Below are 16655 nucleotides of genomic sequence, written 5' to 3' on the forward strand. Positions count from 1 at the left end.
GGTCACCTGATCGGGGACTGTTTCGTTGTGCGGGGCCCCGCGGGTGACGGACCGTGCGGGGCCGACGGGCGATGAGCGGTAACTGCGGCGCACCCAACTGACCGGCGCGTACGGGCACGTGGAGTTCGGGCCCGTCCCGCCCCGGTCACCGGTACAGCCGGATGGCCCCGGTCCGGATTCGGCCGGGCCGGGCCCGGCAAAGACTGGCACCTGAGACCACGTGCCGTGCCGTGCCGGCCGCCGGAACCACCGAGGAGCCCGCCACCGTGTCCGTCCCCCGCCGCCCGTCCCTCCGTTCCACCGCCCCGTTCCTCCTTCTGATCCTGCTCCTCACCGGCTGCTCCATGGTCGCCCCGGACGCCTCGCCCGCCGGTCCCCCACGCGGTGCGGCGGGCCCGGAACCCGCGGTGGAGGCCATGCGTGCCGCCCCGTCCAGCCCCGCACCGCCCGCCCGTCCCGCCGAGATCCCGGGCCTGGGTCCGGGGACCAGGGCCCTGATCCCGTCCACCGCCCTCCAGGCGTTCGTGGTGACCGGCGAGGCCGCCGACTCCCACCGGGCCACCGCCGCGCTCTACACCCGGGACGCCCCGGCGAGGAGCTGGAGAAGGGTGACCGCCCCCTGGCCCGCGCACAACGGGATGAAGGGGTGGACGGACCTCCATGTCGCGGGCGACCTCAAGTCCCCCAACGGCGTCTACTCGCTCACCGACGCGGGCGGCAGGCTGCCCGACCCCGGCTCCCTGCTGCCGTACGACGAGCAGCCGCACTTCGCGGTGAGCGGTGACGGGTTCTTCGGCGAACCCCTGGAGGGGTCCTTCGACTACGTGGTCGCCATCAACTACAACCGCGCGGAAGGCGTCAGCCCCCTGGACCGCGCCCGGCCGCTCGGCCTGGAGCGCGGCGGCGGTATCTGGATCCATGTGGACCACGGCGGACCGACCCAGGGCTGTGTCTCGCTCCCGGAGGAGCGGATGAAGGAACTCCTGCTCACCCTCGACCCGGCGAAGAAACCGGTGATCGTGATGGGCGACGCCGCCGCGCTGGGGCGCTGAGACCGTGCCGCGGCAGACCTCGACAGCACAGGGGCCCGGGACCGATCACTCATCGGTCCCGGGCCCCTGCGCTGTCTGATCCGACACAGGCCCTAGGCGGTCGGCTTCTCCTCCAGACGCGGGAACAGCACCGCGCCCTTGGTGACGGTCGTGCCCGCGGGCAGCAGACCCCAGGTGCCCGCGTCCTGGACCCGCTGGTCGGCCAGGGCGCCCAGGGACGCCTCGGCGCCCAGCGACTCCCACAACTTCTGCGAGGTGTCCGGCATGACGGCGTTCAGCAGGACCGCCACCCCGCGCAGCGCCTCGGCGGCGGTGTACAGGATCGTCGCGAGCCGCGCCTGGCCCTCAGGGGAGGTGTCCTTGGCGACCTTCCACGGCTCCTGCTCCGTGATGTAGCCGTTGACCTGCTTCACGAAGTCGAAGATGGCCAGGATGCCCGCCTGGAAGTCCAGCTCCTCGCCGATCAGCCGGTCGGCCGCGGTGACCGCCGCCGCCAGACCTTCCTGGACGGCCCGCTCGGCGTCACCGGCGGCCGTGGCCTCCGGCAGCGCACCGCCGAAGTACTTGCCGACCATGGCGGCGACGCGCGAGGCGAGGTTGCCGTAGTCGTTGGCGAGCTCGGAGGTGTAGCGGGCGGAGAAGTCCTCCCAGGAGAACGAGCCGTCGCTGCCGAACGCGATGGCGCGCAGGAAGTACCAGCGGTACGCGTCCACACCGAAGTGCGAGGTCAGGTCCTGCGGCTTGATGCCGGTCAGGTTCGACTTCGACATCTTCTCGCCGCCGACCATCAGCCAGCCGTTGGCCGCGATCCGGCCCGGCAGCGGAAGCCCCTGCGCCATCAGCATCGCGGGCCAGATGACCGCGTGGAAGCGCAGGATGTCCTTGCCGACCAGGTGCACATCGGCCGGGAAAGTCCCGTCGAACTTCTCCTGGTTGGCGCCGTAGCCGACCGCCGTCGCGTAGTTGAGCAGCGCGTCGATCCACACATAGATGACGTGCTTCTCGTCCCACGGCACCGGGACGCCCCAGTCGAAGGTCGAGCGGGAGATCGACAGGTCCTGAAGGCCCTGCTTGACGAAGTTGACGACCTCGTTGCGGGCCGACTCGGGCTGGATGAAGCCGGGGTTGGCCGCGTAGAACTCCAGCAGCTTCGGGCCGTACTCGCTCAGCTTGAAGAAGTAGTTCTCCTCCTTGAGGATCTCCACCGGCTTCTTGTGGATCGGGCACAGCTTCGTGCCGTCCTCGGCCTCGATGAGGTCGCCCGGGAGCTTGTACTCCTCGCAGCCCACGCAGTACGGGCCTTCGTACCCGCCCTTGTAGATCTCGTCCTTGTCGTACAGGTCCTGCACGAACTCCTGCACACGGTCGGTGTGCCGCTTCTCCGTCGTACGGATGAAGTCGTCGTTCGCGATGTTCAGATGCTCCCAGAGGGGCTTCCACGCCTCTTCGACGAGCTTGTCGCACCAAGCCTGCGGAGTGACGTTGTTCGCCTCGGCAGTGCGCATGATCTTCTGACCGTGCTCGTCCGTGCCGGTGAGGTACCACACCTTCTCGCCACGCTGGCGGTGCCAGCGGGTGAGCACGTCGCCTGCGACGGTCGTGTAGGCGTGGCCCAGGTGAGGAGCGTCGTTGACGTAGTAGATGGGGGTCGATACGTAGAAGGAATTCACGCCTTCGCCCCCTGCTTCTCGGATCCAGTGGCCGCCATGGTCGAAATCCTAACGGCCTGTGGGAGATCCCCTCACATCGATAAACGCCGCCGGCCCCGGGAAGGGCCTGCTGAGCGCCCCGGGAGCCCCGCCCCGCATGTGCCGGGCGCCTGTGGACAGCCTGTGGAGAGCTTTGCGAAACATGCCTTCCGGTAATTAAGACGCATCCTGGGAGGGAGTGGACACGCATGCACGAGGCAGGGGACATCACGATGCGGGTACTTGTCGCCGAGGACGAGGAGATCCTGGCGGAGCTGGTCGCGACCGGGCTGCGCCGGGCCGGGTTCGCGGTCGACACGGTGTACAGCGGTGACGCGGCACTCGCCTATCTCGGGCTGCACGACTACGACGTCGTCGTCCTCGACCGCGATCTGCCCCGCGTGCACGGCGACGACGTGGCCCGCAGACTGGTCGCCTCCGGCTCCCGGACCAGGATCCTGATGCTCACCGCCTCCGGGACCATGGAGGACCGCGTCGCCGGGCTCGACCTCGGCGCCGACGACTACGTGGCCAAGCCGTTCGAGTTCCCCGAGCTGGTCTCACGGGTACGCGCGCTGCGGCGGCGCAGCGCCAGGCCCGTACCGCCGCAGCTGGAGCGGCACGGAATCCGGCTCGACACCGTACGGCGGGCCGCGTCCCGGGACGGCCGGGACCTGGATCTGTCACCGAAGGAGTTCACGGTGCTCCAGCTGCTCCTGGAGGCCGACGGCGGGACCGTCAGCGCGGAGGAGCTGCTGGAGCGGGCCTGGGACGCCAACGCCGACCCGTTCACCGGGGCCGTCCGCGTCTGCATGAGCAAGCTGCGCGGCAAGCTCGGTGAGCCCGCGCTGATCCGTACCGTGCAGGGCGTCGGGTACGCCCTGTGAAGCGGCGGTCCTGGTTCCCGCGGGTGCCCGGCGCGGCGAGGACGCCGCGCTCCACGATCCGGACCCGCATCGCCCTCGTGTACGGCGGGGTGTTCCTCGTCCTGGGGACGGCGCTGCTCGCCACCGTCAACCTGGCCTCCCGCGCCGGTACGGACTCCCAGGCGCGGGCCATCGCCTCCTCGGCGGCGGTCGTGCAGCCGGGCTACGCGGTGAACGGACCCCTCATCACCCGAAGACGGCTCGGACCGCCCACCGTCTACGACCTCACCGACCATGTCAGCGATGCCGCCGGGCAGCAGCTCATGTACTGGTCGGTCGCCGCGCTGCTCGTGATGACGGCGTGCGCGGTCGGCGTGGGCTGGTGGACCGCCGGGCGGGTGCTGCGGCCCGTCCACGCGATGACCGCGAAGGCCCGCCGGCTCTCCGAGCACACCCTGCACGAGCGCATCGCGTCCAGCGGCCCGGACGACGAACTGAAGGAGCTGGGCGAGACCCTCGACGCGCTGCTGGCGCGGCTGGAGAAGGCGTTCGACAGCCAGCGGCGGTTCATCGCCAACGCCTCGCACGAGCTGCGGACCCCGCTGGCGACCCAGCGGGCGGCGATCCAGGTGGGGCTGGACGACCCGACCCCGGAGGATCTCGTCCGGACCCGGCAGATGCTCCTGGACGCCAACCGGCGAAGCGAGCGGCTCATCGAAGGGCTGCTGGTGCTGGCCCGCAGCGAACGCGGGCTGGCGTCGGGCGAGCGCGAGGCGGTCGGCTTCGCCCGGGTGGTGGAGGAAGAGGTCGCCCGGCAGCACTCCCGGCTGCGCGCCGCGCGCCGGGCCCGGGGCGGGCCGGAGACGGACGGGATCGACGTGCGGACCGTGGTGAGCGGGCCCTGCACCGTACGGGGCAACCGGCTGCTGCTCGCCCAGTTGGTGGCCAACCTGCTGGCCAACGCCACGACGTACAACGTGCCCGGCGGGTATGTGGAGGTGTCGCTGACGGCGGAGGGGCGCCTGGCGGTGCGCAACACCGGCCCGATGGTGGCCGAGGCGGACATCCCGGGGTTCTTCGAGCCGTTCCGGCGGGGCGAGGGCCGGGACCGGATGGGTCCGGGGTCCGGGCTCGGCCTTTCGATCGTACGTTCTATCGCTGAGGCCCATGGCGGTACGGTCACGGCGGTTCCGGGCCCGGAGGGCGGCCTCGCCGTGACCGTACGGCTACCGGTGGATCAGCCTCCGGTCACGGTCTCGCGGGCCGCGATCCAGGCGGGCAGTCCGGCCAGGATCTCCCGGTAGAGCTCGGCGTCGGTCACCTCGCGCGGGGCCGGGCCCGCGTGGAAGAAGCCGGCGTTGTCGGCGTCCAGCTTCCGGAGGAAGTCGAAGCCCTTCGCGTCCTGCTCGCCGAACGCGACGAACTGGAAGAACAGCGGCAGCCGCGCGGCCTCGGCCAGCGCCTGCTTGGCGGCCTGCTTGGCGTCCGGCGGGCCGTCCGTCTGGAAGATCACCAGTGCGGGGCCGGTGGCCGCCGACTTCTCGTAGTGCGCGACGACCTCCTCGACGGCCCGGTGGTAGTGGGTACGGCCCAGGCGGCCGAGACCCGCGTGCAGCTCGTCGACCCGGCCCTCGTGGGCGGCGAGGTCGATCGTCCCGGTGCCGTCGATGTCGGTCGAGAAGAAGACGACGGGCACGGTGGCGCTCTCGTCGAGGTGCGCGGCGAGGGCCATGGCGCGGTCGCCCAGGTGCTGGGCGCTGCCGTCCTTGTAGAACGGCCGCATGGAGCCCGAGCGGTCCAGGACCAGGTAGACGGTGGCACGGAGCCCCGTCAGCCCGTGCGCCTTGAGCCCGGCCTGCGCCGCCTTGTACGGGGCGGCGAGCTGGGGGGCGCGCGACTTGACCCGGGCCAGGGTGATCGCGGGCTTGCCGGGGGTGGGTGTGGATGCGGGGGCAGCGGTGTCGGCGGGGGCCGGTGCGGTGGGTGCTTCCGGTGCGGCAGTGGGCTCGGCGGCCTCGGGAGCCTCGACGGCTTCGGGGGCGTCCGGGGTCTCGACGGGCTCAGGTGCGGTGACGGCTTCAGGTGCCTCGACGGCTTCGGGGGCGTCCGGGGTCTCGACGGGCTCAGGTGCGGTGACGGCTTCAGGTGCCTCGGCCGACTCGGTCGCCGCCCGGGGAGCCGGCGCGGGCTCCGATGCCGGCTCCGGCTCGGTATCGCTTTCGGTGCCGGCCTCGGCGTCGGCTTCGGCGGTGACCGCGGACGTGGGCTCGGCCTCGGCGCCTGCCTCGGCCCCTGCCACTGTCTCGGCCTCGGCCTCTGCCACTGTCTCCGCCGGAGCCTCGGCGGCGGGTGCGGGCTTGGCCTCGGCCTCCGGTTCCGGCTCCAGGTCGATCGTGATCGGCTCCGGCGCGGTCTCCGGCTCCGCGTCCGGGGTCCTGTCGGCCTTGGCCGTCGCCTCGACGGGCTCGGGCTTCGGCTTCGTCGGATCCGGGGACGAACCCTGGGCCGGGACCGTCGGGGTGGCCGCCTTGTCGAAGGCCGCCGCGACCAGATCGGAGGCCAGCCCGCTCTCGGCGGACCCGGAGCCCGAACCGGAACCCGAACCGGAGCCCGAACCGGCGGCGGCTGAAGAGACCGACGTAAGGGTGGAAGCAGAGGAAGGCGAGGCAGGGGCAGGAACCGAGGCCTTCGCTTCCGGCACGGGTGCGGCCGCCGAAGTGGTCTCCGGCTCCGATTCCGTGGGCGGGGTGCGCTCGGCCTGGGGCGGGACGGTGGCCGTGGGCGGCTCGTCCTGCTCCGTGCGGCCGAACACCTTGCGCAGCAAGCTCCGAATGCCCATGGGCGAGGCCTTTCGCATGAGTTGGGTGCGGTAAATGTCCGACCTGCGGAAAATGATCCCTGACCAGGACGGATACGTAAGGTTAGCGGCCGGATCCGGCCGTTCGGTGGTGCGGCCCGCCCCCGGCACGGTTGAGCCGCGATCGATTTCCGGCCGGACCGTGCCGGTGCCCCGGTGGATCATCAAGAGAGCAGCGGTGTCCCGGACTTCACCGTCCGTTCACCGGGAGTCCGTCGTACCGCGTGGATGCGCACCTACCGTCACGCAAGACACATAGATGGAGGGAAACCACGTGCGCAATCTGCTGCCGCTCATCAGCTCGCACCCGGGCGGGCGCTCTGCGCTGACCTGCCGCTTCCGCTGCGGTGACGCCTGCTTCAAGGAGATACCGAACACCAGCGACAACGAGTACGCCGGCGATGTCATCGCCGGTGCCCTGTCGCGTCGCTCGATGATGCGTGCCGCCGCCGTGGTGACCGTGGCCACTGCCGCCGGGACCGCCGCGCTGACCGGCCCGAACGTCCCGCAGGCCGAGGCCGCGGCGCTCGCCGGTCATGGCCACGGGCCCGGACACCCGCACCGGCCCACTCCCTCCGGTGCCCGCGGTCTGCGTTTCACGCCCGTGGCGCCCAACAAGAACGACAAGGTCACCGTCCCGGACGGGTACGGCCAGAACGTGGTGATCCGCTGGGGCGAGCCGATCCTGCGCGGTGCGCCCGCCTTCAATCCGGACAAGCAGTCCGCGAAGGCGCAGGCGGGCCAGTTCGGTTACAACAACGACTTCCTCTCCCTGCTCCCGCTCCGCGGTGAGCGCGGCCGTCAGGTCCTGGTCGCCAACCACGAGTACACGGACGAGATCCTGATGTTCCGTGGATACGATCCGGCCAACCCGACCCGCGAGCAGGTCGAGATCGCCTGGGCGGCGCACGGACTCTCCGTGGTCGTCGTCCAGGAGGAGCACCGCACCGGCAAGCTCGGCCCGGTCAACCGGCACCCGCTCAACCGCCGGCTCACCGCGACCAGCGAATTCCGGGTCACCGGCCCGGCCGCCGGCAGCGCCCTGCTGCGTACGTCCGCCGACCGCACCGGCCGCAAGGTGTTCGGCACGCTCAACAACTGCGCGGGTGGCACCACGCCGTGGGGCACGACCCTGCACGGCGAGGAGAACTTCAACCAGTACTTCGCCAACGGTTCCACCGACATGCACAAGCGGTACGGCATCGGGGCGGGTGCCACGGAGCGCAAGTGGGAGCGGTTCGACAAGCGCTTCGACCTGGCCGAGGAGCCCAACGAGGCCAACCGCTTCGGCTGGGTCGTCGAACTGGACCCGTACGACCCGGACTCCACTCCGCGCAAGCGGACCGCGCTGGGCCGGTTCAAGCACGAGGCCGCCCAGCCCCGGCTGACCTCCGACGGGCGTCCGGTCGTGTACATGGGCGACGACGAGAAGTTCGACTACTTCTATAAGTTCGTCTCCAGCAAGCGGATGAAGAAGGGGAACTCGCGGGCGGCCCGCGAGCACAACCTCACGCTGCTGGACGAGGGCACGCTGTACGTCGCGAAGCTGTCCGGCGACTCCCCGGTCGAGGAGTTCGACGGCACCGGAAAGCTGCCCAAGGACGGCGAGTTCGACGGCAGCGGCGTCTGGATTCCGCTGGCCACGGGCAACACCTCGCATGTGCCCGGCATGACCGCCGAGGAGGTGTACGTCTACACGCGCCTGGCCGGTGACAAGGTCGGTGCCACGAAGATGGACCGCCCCGAGGACGTCGAGCCCTCGCCGCGTACCGGCCGCGTGTACATCGCGCTCACCAACAACTCCGACCGCGGCAAGGCGGGCAAGGCCGGGGCGGACGAGGCGAACCCGCGCAACGCCAACAAGCACGGCCAGATCCTGGAGCTCGCCGAGAACTGGGACGACCCGGCGGGTGACGGCTTCGCCTGGCGGCTCTTCCTCGTCGCGGGCGACCCGAACGACCCGGCGACGTATTTCGCCGGCTTCCCCAAGGAGAAGGTCAGCCCGATCTCCTGCCCGGACAACGTGGCCTTCGACGACCACGGCAACCTGTGGATCTCCACGGACGGCAACCAACTGGGCTCGCACGACGGGCTGTTCGGGGTTGCCACACAGGGTGACCGGCGCGGGGAGCTGAAGCAGTTCCTGACCGTGCCGACGGGCGCCGAGACCTGTGGCCCGCTCATCCAGGACCGCCGGGTCCTGGTCGCCGTGCAGCACCCGGGCGAGATCGACGGCGCGTCCGTCGAGAAGCCGGCGAGCAGCTGGCCCGACGGTCCCGGGAAGATCGTCCGCCCGTCGGTCGTCGCCGTCTGGCGCAAGGACGGCCGCGACATCGGCGTCTGAGACCGGACGCGCTTCCGGCAGGGGAGCCGGTCGCGGGACGCGCGTCAGGCCCGTACCGACCCGGTGCGGGCCTGACGCGCGTCCCGCGCATTCCGTCCGGTGCCCCGCGAGCCCACCAGGGATGGGGGGACAGCGCTTAGAGTCGGACCCATGGTTTCCGGTGACGCACCACAGACGGAGGGAAGCGTCCGGGTCGACGTCTGGATCTGGTCGGTCCGGCTGACGAAGACCCGTTCGCAGGCCGCTGCCGCCTGCCGGGCAGGACATGTGAAGGTCGGCGGGGTACGGGCCAAGCCCGCCCAGACGGTCGGCGTCGGCGACGAGGTGCGGCTCCGGCACGCGGGGCGGGACCGGATCGTCGTCGTGTCGAAGATCGTGAAGAAGAGGGTCGGCCCGCCGGTCGCGGCGGAGTGCTTCGTCGACAACAGCCCGCCCCCGCCGCCCCGTGAAGTGGCGATCGAGGTACCGGTCCGGGACAGGGGCGCCGGCCGGCCGACCAAGCGCGACCGGCGGGAGATGGAGCGCCTTCAGGGCCGCGCCCCGGAACAGGCGCCCGGCCCGCGGCACTGACCCGTACTGACCCGCACGGGCTCCCACGGGCTCCCACGGGCTCTCTGGGCCTCGTACGGGTCCGTGGGGTGTTTCACGTGAAACACCCCACCGGGACGGTTGTGGCCGAGGAGGGTCGAGCCCGTACGGGGCTGAGCGGGAGCCGCCGCGAGGCCGGACCGGGTCAGGGCTGGGGCGAGGCGATGGCGCGGGCAGCCGCCACCTCCTGGCGCAGTGGCTCAAGGACACTGTCCTCGTCGCCCGGCAGCTCGGCCCGCACCTCCACCAGGACCTCGCTGCTCCGGATGCCGTCGGCCAGCTCCCGCAGCTGCCGCTCGATCCCCGCCACCTCGTCGGGCGAGGGCTCCGGGACGCCGTGGTTCACCCGGACCCGGGCCGCCGTCGTCGCGTCCACGATCCGTTCGACGGCGACGACGAGCGGCCACCAGGCGGCGGCCCGGGTGCCGACCGGGGGCGGTTCCGTCAGGGCCCGCTGGAACTCGGACCGTACGGAGGACAGGTCGCGGTAGAGGCGGCGGCGGGCCCGTACCCGTTCGGCCTGGTCGGTGCCGTGGCCGTCGAAGCCGCAGGCCACGTAGTCGGCGATGTCCGTCACGGCGTCGGCGAGCCGGGAGCCGATCCGGGTGTGCCAGCTCTCGGGCCACAGCAGATAGCCCGCGATCAGCACGATTCCGCAGCCGATCAGACTGTCCAGGAAGCGTGGCCAGACGAGGCCCACGCCCTGATGGTTCAGCAGGTCCGACAGCAGCAGGATGACCGGAGTGATGGCCGCGGTCTGGAAGGCGTACCCCTTCGCCGTGAGCACCGGGATCAGCGCCGCGAGCACCACCATCACGGGCACGTCCCACCACCCGATCGGTACCGCGGACAGCACCGGGGCGGCGATGACCAGCCCGGCCGCCGTCCCCACCGCGCGCAGCACGGCACGCGAGAACACCGAACCGAAGTCGGGCTTCAGGACGAATGTGACGGTCAGCGCGACCCAGTACGAGCGGGGCACCGGGACCAGCGAGGTGAGCGCCTGCGCCAGACCGATGCAGAGGGCCAGCCGGAGCCCGTACCGCCAGGACGTGGCGGAGAGGAGCACACTGCGGGTCGTCCGGCGGATCCGTACACCGAGCGCGGCGGGCCGTCCGAGCCGGTCGTCCACGTTGTACGGGTCGGGGTCGGCCTTGTGTACGACGGTCGCCGTGTGCCGCAGCGCGCTGTCCACCGCACGGGCCTCGGGGGAGTCCGGTTCGGGCAGCCGGAGTTCGGGCTCGCCGGTACGGCTCCGCTCGACGTCGTCCGCCAGTTCGCGGACCGCCGCCGGGATCTCGGCGGGCAGCGGGTGGCGGCGCAGATGCACGGCGGGTGCCGCCTCGACGAGCGGGATGACGACGTTGAGCTGGGACAGGAGCCGCACCATGGGGGCGCTGCGCCCGTGGTAGCGGGCACGACGGGCGAGGATCAGATCGTAGGAGGTGTTGAGCGACTGGGTGACCGCCTGGCGCTGCTGTTCGTACTCCGGGGTCGCGGCGGCCGTCAGCAGATCGGCGATGGACCGGTAGGTGTCGGCGACCGCGACGCGTTCGGGGAGCTTGCCGCGGAACGGCCAGGAGAGCAGGGTCAGGGCCAGCACCACCAGGCCGCCGAGGGTCAGCAGCAGGGGTGCCACCCACCAGGGGTCCGGCATCGGCAGCCCGGCGCCGACCACCGCGTTGAGCAGGAGCAGCAGGCCGGAGACGGAGGCGACGGCGCCGATCGTCGACATCATGCCGGAGACCAGGCCGACGAGGGTCAGTACGGCGACGGCCGCCCAGCCGGTCCCGAACACGAAGGTGCCCAGCATGATGCCGAGGGCCCCGAACAGTTGCGGCACGGCGATGTTGAGGATCCGCATGCGGTAGGCGTCGGCGGTGTCGCCGATGACACCGGACAGGGCGCCCATCGACACGAGTGCGCCGTACGCGGGCCGGTCGGCCGCGAAGCCGACGGCCAGCGGGGCGGCCAGGGCGATGGAGGCGCGCAGGACCGCGGCCCGGTGAATGGGCGTGGGCTGCGGGAGCAGCCCGTTCAGCAGCCAGGGCGGTGGTGCCGCGCGCTTCCGTTCGGCTTCCGCTTCCGCTTCGGCATCCGCATCGGCGGCGTCGTCGGCCGTGGCCACTGCGTACCCCCTGGCTGTTCTTCGAGGTCTCCGGTCAGCTCTGGTAGCCCTCCACCTCGTCGGCGGGGCGGACCCTCGCCACGGACGGGTCCTCGCCGAATTCGCTGAGGGCGCGCCGCTGACGCAACAGGTCCCAGCACTGATCGAGTTGGATCTCCACCGTACGCAGGCGCGCCTTCTCCTCCGCCGACAGGCCCGGATTCCCGGTGGACCGGTCGCGCAGGGCCCGCTCCTCGGCGACCAGTCCGTCGATGTTCTCGAAGATGTCGCGGTCGGCCATGGGGGTTCCTCCGTTGGAGTCTCGTGGGTGCGGTGGGTGCGGTGGGTGCGGTGAGAGCCGGTGACGGGGTCAGAGGGCGAAGACGGTTTTGCCGCGGGCGCCGCCCGCGCGGTTCCGGGCGAGGGCCTGCGGGGCTTTCTCCAGGGGGAGCTCGATGTCGATGGGGCTGCGCAGCGTGCCCGACAGGACACCGGCGGCGAGGACGTCGAGCAGGCCGGGGGCCGGGGCGAGCCGGAAGCCGACGCACTCCACCCCGGTGGGAGGCGCGCCTCGTCCGGCGACCGGGCGGGTGGTGAGCGCGACTCCGCCCTCGTGCACGAGGGCGGAGGCCGCGGCGAAGGCGGCAGGGTCGGTGGAGACGAGGTCGACGAGAGCGTCGGCCCCGTCCGGGGACATCCCGCGCAGTCCCGCTTCGAGGGCCCCGGGCCCGGCGGTGGTATCGATGGTGGCGGCCGCGCCGAGGGCGGCCATCCGCCGGTCCTCGTCGCCGCGCACCACCGCGATCACCCGCACACCGCGGGCGGCGGCGAGCTGGGTCAGATAGCTGCCGACACCGCCCGCCGCTCCGATGACGAGCAGGGTCCCGCCGCTGCCGACCCGCGCGGCCGAAAGGATCTGCGCGGCGCTCATCCCGGCGGACGGGAGCGCCGCCGCGACCTGGAGCGGCAGGTCACGGGGGGCGAGGGTGATCGGGGAGTTCTGCGGTACCGACACGTACTCGCTGTACGTCCCCTGTCCCACGGGCGGACGCGTCACGCGGCCGAAGACGGGGTCACCCACCCGGAACCGGTTCCCGCCCCTGCCGATCATGTCCACCCGGCCCGCGAAGTCGACGCCCAGGACCAGGGGAAAGACATGCGGGGCGGAGCCTTCCAGGGCGCCGTCCGCGGTCTGCCAGTCGAGCGGGTTGAGCGCGGCGTACTCGATCCGCACCCGGACCTCGCCGGCTCCGGGCTCCGGCTTGGGGATCTCGACGGGGCGCGGTTCCGTACGGAACGCGCTGACCGCGATGGCTCGCATGGGGGAAGACCTCTCCGTCGCGCCCGGTACTCACGAGTCCCACTGTCGCCCGGCCCACGCCCACCCGCACGTCGGGTCCGCCCGCCCGTACGGGGCCCGCCCGTCCGCGCGTTGCCCGCTCCGTACGAGGCCCCGCCCGTCCGCCCGCGCGTCGCCCCGTCCGTCCGCGCGTCGCCCCGTCCGTCCGCGCGTCGCCCCGTCCGTCCGCGCGTCGCCCCGTCCGTCCGCGTGACGCCCCGTCCGTCCGCGTGACGCCCGCCCGCACGGCGGCTGCGCTAACCCGGCGGAACGCCGGGGGCCGCCCGTTCCGGCCGCGCCGCCCGGCGACGGGTCAGCAGCCGCACCACCACCGCCCCCACCAGCAGGACGGCGCCCACGGCCAGCACCACCCACACGGTCGTCCGCAGCGACGCGGTCAGTGCGTCGAGGACGGCCGCGGCCGCGTCACGGTCGCCGTCCGGCACCTCGTCCAGCACCTGGTTCCGGCCGACGGCGACCAGCACCCACAGCACGACCGCTCCGGCCACGAACCCCGCCCCGACCACCGCCGCGGCCGTCAGCGCGGCCCGCCGGCCACCCCGCACCGTCGCGATGCCCACCACCAGCACCAGGAGCACCAGGGTTCCCACGGCCGGCCAGACGCTGCAGTACCGCAGCCGGCGGAACGAGCCGCGAAGGTTGTCGGCCTGATCGGCGGTGAGCACCGTGATCTCCGTGTGCCGGACGGCAATCCGGTCCGCGAACGGGACACCGTCGCGTACCAGTTCCTGCTTGACCTGCTCGATCACGGGCGCCAGATCGATGGTCACGGCCTCCCCGGTCTCACCGTCCAGTGCCGAGGTCACCGCCTCGTGCGCGGTGCGGTTGGCCGTGTCCCAGGCCGTCCGGAACGCCTCGGTGGTGGTGAACGACCGCACGGTCTCGTAAAGGAGGCTCCGGGCGGTGTCCTGGAGCGGTCCGAAGTCGATCTGCTTCATCGCCTCGTCGGTGATCTGTTCGGCCACGGTGTTCTGCACGGCTGGATCGGAGGCGAGCGGGGAGACGGCGGCCAGGTACCGGTCGGTGTCGTCGATCTCCAGGTCGACCCAGGCGGAGAGCGCGCTCAGCGGCACCAGGACGGCGAGAAGGAGGAAGAGCACTGCCGACAGGGCCGCTGAGAGGGAGGTCCGCACACTCCCCAGCAAATCCCCTGCGGAGGCCGCACGCCGCAGGCCGTACGCCATTCGAGTTGCCGTCCGGCGTGGTCGGGTGTGCGCTGGATGGACGGGGGCGTGCGACGGGGGAGAGGGAAGGAGCTGTCCGCCATGGCCACACACGCAGCCATGCCGACCCGTGGAGGTTCGCGGGTCCGCGCACGGGCACGCCATCACAGTCCGCTCGCCTGGGCCCTGCCGCTCACGCTGGGCGTCATCTTCGGCTTCTACGCGGCCTTCATCCGCCGCGACGGCGGCCCGAGCACCGGCGGGCAGGTGGTGCTCGGGCTGGTCTCGGGAGCGGCGCTGGCCGCGCTCTGCTTCGTACTGGGCCGGATCCAGCACGCGCTGCCGCGTGAGCTGAGAGCAGCGGCCTACGGCGGACTGACCGCCTGCGCGATCGGATTCCTGGTCAGCCTCACCGATACCAGCGTGCTGCGGTCCACCGGGCTGGGACTGGTGGTCGGGGCCGTGATGCTGTGCGTCTCGTTCTATGTCTTCTACACCCGGGAGGACTGAGCGTTCGGCACCGGGCAGGACCGAGCGCGCGGTCCCGTTCCCTCCGCGGGCGTGGCCGCCAGATTCAATCTGGCGACCGCGCCCCGTCGTCTGGCGCCCCTGGGGTGAGGGAGCCGCGAAGCCGGTCCCCTTCGGGAGCCACGGGCACGGGTCCGCCGGTCAGTACGGGGCGGAACTGCTGGGACCGGTCTTCGGCGCACCCCGCCCCATCGACGTACAGGGAACGGATCATGAGTACTGAACTGGCCATCGAGACCGCGGGGCTGGTGAAGACCTTCGGCGAGAACCGCGCGGTGGACGGCGTCGACCTGGCTGTCCCGACCGGCACGGTCTACGGAGTCCTCGGACCCAACGGCGCCGGGAAGACCACCACCGTACGGATGCTCGCGACGCTGCTGCGGCCGGACGGCGGCGAGGCACGGGTGTTCGGCAACGACGTCGTGAAGGACGCCGACGCCGTCCGCGGCAGGGTCAGCCTCACCGGGCAGTACGCCTCGGTCGACGAGGACCTCACCGGCAGCGAGAACCTGGTGCTGCTCGGACGCCTCCTCGGGCACGCCAAGCCGGCCGCCCGGACCCGGGCGGAGCAGCTGCTGGAGGGCTTCGGGCTGACCGGGGCGGCGGGAAAGCAGGTGAAGAACTACTCGGGCGGCATGCGGCGCCGGATCGACATCGCCGCCTCCATCCTGAACACCCCGGACCTGCTCTTCCTCGACGAGCCGACGACCGGTCTCGATCCGCGCAGCCGCAACCAGGTGTGGGACATCGTGCGGACGGTCGTCGCCCAGGGCACCACGGTCCTGCTCACCACCCAGTATCTGGACGAGGCGGACCAGCTGGCGTCCCGGATCGCCGTCATCGACCACGGCAAGGTGATCGCGGAGGGGACCAAGGGCGAGCTGAAGGCCTCGGTCGGCTCCGGCACTGTCCATCTGCGGCTGCGCGACCCCGCGCAGCGGCCCGAGGCCGAGCGGGTGCTGGCGAGCGCCCTGGACGCGACGGTCCAGCGGGAACCGGACCCCCTGGCGCTGACGGCCCGGGTCACGGGGAACGGCACCGAGCAGGGCGCGGCCGCGCAGGCCGCACGGGCGCTGGCGGAACTCGCCAGGTCCGGCATCACCGTCGACAACTTCTCGCTGGGACAGCCCAGCCTCGACGAGGTCTTCCTCGCACTCACGGACAAGAAGGGGGCGGCGGCATGAGTACCACGACTGCCAGGACCGAACTCGACGAGGTCGCGCTCGCCGCACCGGACGCGGAGCGGCTCGCGTCCCTTCTGATGGGTCAGGAACGGCCGCCGAGGCCGAGCGCGCTGTCGGCCTCCGTCACCTTCGGATGGCGGGCCATGCTGAAGATCAAGCATGTGCCGGACCAGCTGTTCGATGTGACGGCGTTCCCGATCATGCTGGTCCTGATGTACACGTACCTCTTCGGCGGGGCGCTGGCCGGCTCGACCGAGGAGTACATCCAGTTCCTGCTGCCCGGCATCCTGGTGATGAGCGTCGTGATGATCACGATGTACACCGGGATCTCGGTCAACACCGACATCGCCAAGGGTGTCTTCGACCGCTTCCGTACGCTGCCGATCTGGCGGCCCGCGCCGATGGTCGGCTATCTGCTGGGCGATGTGCTGCGCTATGTGCTGGCCTCGCTGGTGATGCTCGTCGTCGGCATGATCATCGGCTTCCGGCCGGACGGCGGAGTGGTCGGGATGGTGGCGGGTGTGGCCCTGCTGCTGGTGTTCTCGTTCTCGTTCTCCTGGATCTGGACGATGTTCGGTCTGCTGCTGAAGACCGAGAAGTCGGTGATGGGCGTCAGCATGATGGTGATCTTCCCGCTGACGTTCCTGAGCAATGTGTTCGTCGACCCGAAGACGATGCCGGGCTGGCTCCAGGCCTTCGTGAACAACAGCCCGGTCACACATCTGGCCTCGGCGGTACGTGAGCTGATGGCCGGGAACCGGCCCACGGCGGAGATCGCCTGGACGCTCGGCTGGGCCGGGCTGTTCGTGGCGGTGTTCGGCCCGGTGACGATGCGGCTCTACAACCGCAAGTGACGGGCCACGCCCGGCGGGCGTACGGCGGGCCTCACGGACACCGCCCCGGACCTCGGCGTTCCGT

The 16655-nt window shown here is 71.7% G+C and carries 13 protein-coding genes and 1 pseudogene; 8 read left to right on the forward strand and 6 right to left on the reverse strand.

The features are described from left to right. Positions 1 to 266: 266 nt before the first annotated feature. Complete coding sequence (locus OHA98_RS01515) at positions 267 to 1052, forward strand: L,D-transpeptidase family protein (RefSeq protein WP_266922276.1); 786 nt, start codon at positions 267 to 269, stop codon at positions 1050 to 1052. Positions 1053 to 1144: 92 nt separating this feature from the next. On the opposite strand, the pseudogene metG reads toward OHA98_RS01515, so the two are convergent. Next, a pseudogene (metG, locus tag OHA98_RS01520) lies at positions 1145 to 2760 on the reverse strand (methionine--tRNA ligase). A 213-nt stretch (positions 2761 to 2973) separates the two neighbouring features. Between metG and OHA98_RS01525 the strand changes: the two are divergent. Together OHA98_RS01525 and OHA98_RS01530 are read left to right on the forward strand one after the other, a co-directional pair. Continuing rightward, positions 2974 to 3627: a response regulator transcription factor gene (locus tag OHA98_RS01525; protein ID WP_266927642.1), complete on the forward strand. Its 654-nt coding sequence runs from the start codon at positions 2974 to 2976 to the stop codon at positions 3625 to 3627. Continuing rightward, positions 3624 to 4910 carry a cell wall metabolism sensor histidine kinase WalK gene (locus OHA98_RS01530; protein ID WP_266922277.1) on the forward strand — a complete coding sequence of 429 codons (1287 nt, stop codon included), beginning with the start codon at positions 3624 to 3626 and terminating at the stop codon, positions 4908 to 4910. The genes OHA98_RS01525 and OHA98_RS01530 overlap by 4 nt, the downstream gene beginning before the upstream one ends. Here the strand turns inward: OHA98_RS01530 and OHA98_RS01535 are convergent. Then, entirely contained in the window at positions 4844 to 6445 is a 1602-nt protein-coding gene (locus tag OHA98_RS01535) for a VWA domain-containing protein (protein WP_266922278.1), read from the reverse strand. The genes OHA98_RS01530 and OHA98_RS01535 overlap by 67 nt on opposite strands. Before the next feature lie 292 nt (positions 6446 to 6737). Between OHA98_RS01535 and OHA98_RS01540 the strand changes: the two genes are divergently transcribed. Then, complete coding sequence (locus tag OHA98_RS01540) at positions 6738 to 8807, forward strand: PhoX family phosphatase (protein WP_266927644.1); 2070 nt, start codon at positions 6738 to 6740, stop codon at positions 8805 to 8807. 150 nt (positions 8808 to 8957) lie between these two features. Further along, complete coding sequence (locus OHA98_RS01545; RefSeq protein ID WP_266922279.1) at positions 8958 to 9377, forward strand: RNA-binding S4 domain-containing protein; 420 nt, start codon at positions 8958 to 8960, stop codon at positions 9375 to 9377. A 163-nt stretch (positions 9378 to 9540) separates the two neighbouring features. Here the strand turns inward: OHA98_RS01545 and OHA98_RS01550 are convergent, their stop codons facing one another. The 4 genes from OHA98_RS01550 to OHA98_RS01565 all read right to left on the reverse strand — a co-directional run bounded on the left by OHA98_RS01550 (position 9541) and on the right by OHA98_RS01565 (position 13995). Continuing rightward, the gene (locus OHA98_RS01550) at positions 9541 to 11406 is read right to left on the reverse strand and encodes an FUSC family protein (RefSeq protein ID WP_266927645.1); all 1866 of its coding nucleotides are present in this window, start codon (positions 11404 to 11406) and stop codon (positions 9541 to 9543) included. Positions 11407 to 11557: 151 nt separating this feature from the next. Beyond that, positions 11558 to 11803 (reverse strand): DUF2630 family protein, encoded by a 246-nt coding sequence (locus OHA98_RS01555; protein ID WP_266922280.1) that lies wholly within the window; start codon positions 11801 to 11803, stop codon positions 11558 to 11560. Between the two features lie 69 nt (positions 11804 to 11872). Next, the gene (locus OHA98_RS01560; RefSeq protein ID WP_266922281.1) at positions 11873 to 12823 is read right to left on the reverse strand and encodes an NADP-dependent oxidoreductase; all 951 of its coding nucleotides are present in this window, start codon (positions 12821 to 12823) and stop codon (positions 11873 to 11875) included. Positions 12824 to 13098: 275 nt separating this feature from the next. Continuing rightward, complete coding sequence (locus OHA98_RS01565) at positions 13099 to 13995, reverse strand: hypothetical protein (protein WP_266922282.1); 897 nt, start codon at positions 13993 to 13995, stop codon at positions 13099 to 13101. Between the two features lie 132 nt (positions 13996 to 14127). Between OHA98_RS01565 and OHA98_RS01570 the strand changes: the two genes are divergently transcribed. The 3 genes from OHA98_RS01570 (at position 14128) to OHA98_RS01580 (ending at position 16591) form a co-directional block, all read left to right on the forward strand. Further along, entirely contained in the window at positions 14128 to 14535 is a 408-nt protein-coding gene (locus OHA98_RS01570; RefSeq protein WP_266922283.1) for a hypothetical protein, read from the forward strand. A 230-nt stretch (positions 14536 to 14765) separates the two neighbouring features. Continuing rightward, on the forward strand, positions 14766 to 15737 hold the full coding sequence (locus OHA98_RS01575; RefSeq protein WP_266922284.1) for an ATP-binding cassette domain-containing protein: 972 nt from the start codon (positions 14766 to 14768) through the stop codon (positions 15735 to 15737). Continuing rightward, positions 15734 to 16591, forward strand: coding sequence for an ABC transporter permease (locus OHA98_RS01580; protein ID WP_266922285.1), 858 nt, complete (start codon positions 15734 to 15736; stop codon positions 16589 to 16591). The genes OHA98_RS01575 and OHA98_RS01580 overlap by 4 nt, the downstream gene beginning before the upstream one ends. The last annotated feature ends 64 nt before the right edge of the window (positions 16592 to 16655 follow it).

This window comes from Streptomyces sp. NBC_00654, assembly GCF_026341775.1.
Classification (GTDB): Bacteria; Actinomycetota; Actinomycetes; order Streptomycetales; family Streptomycetaceae; genus Streptomyces.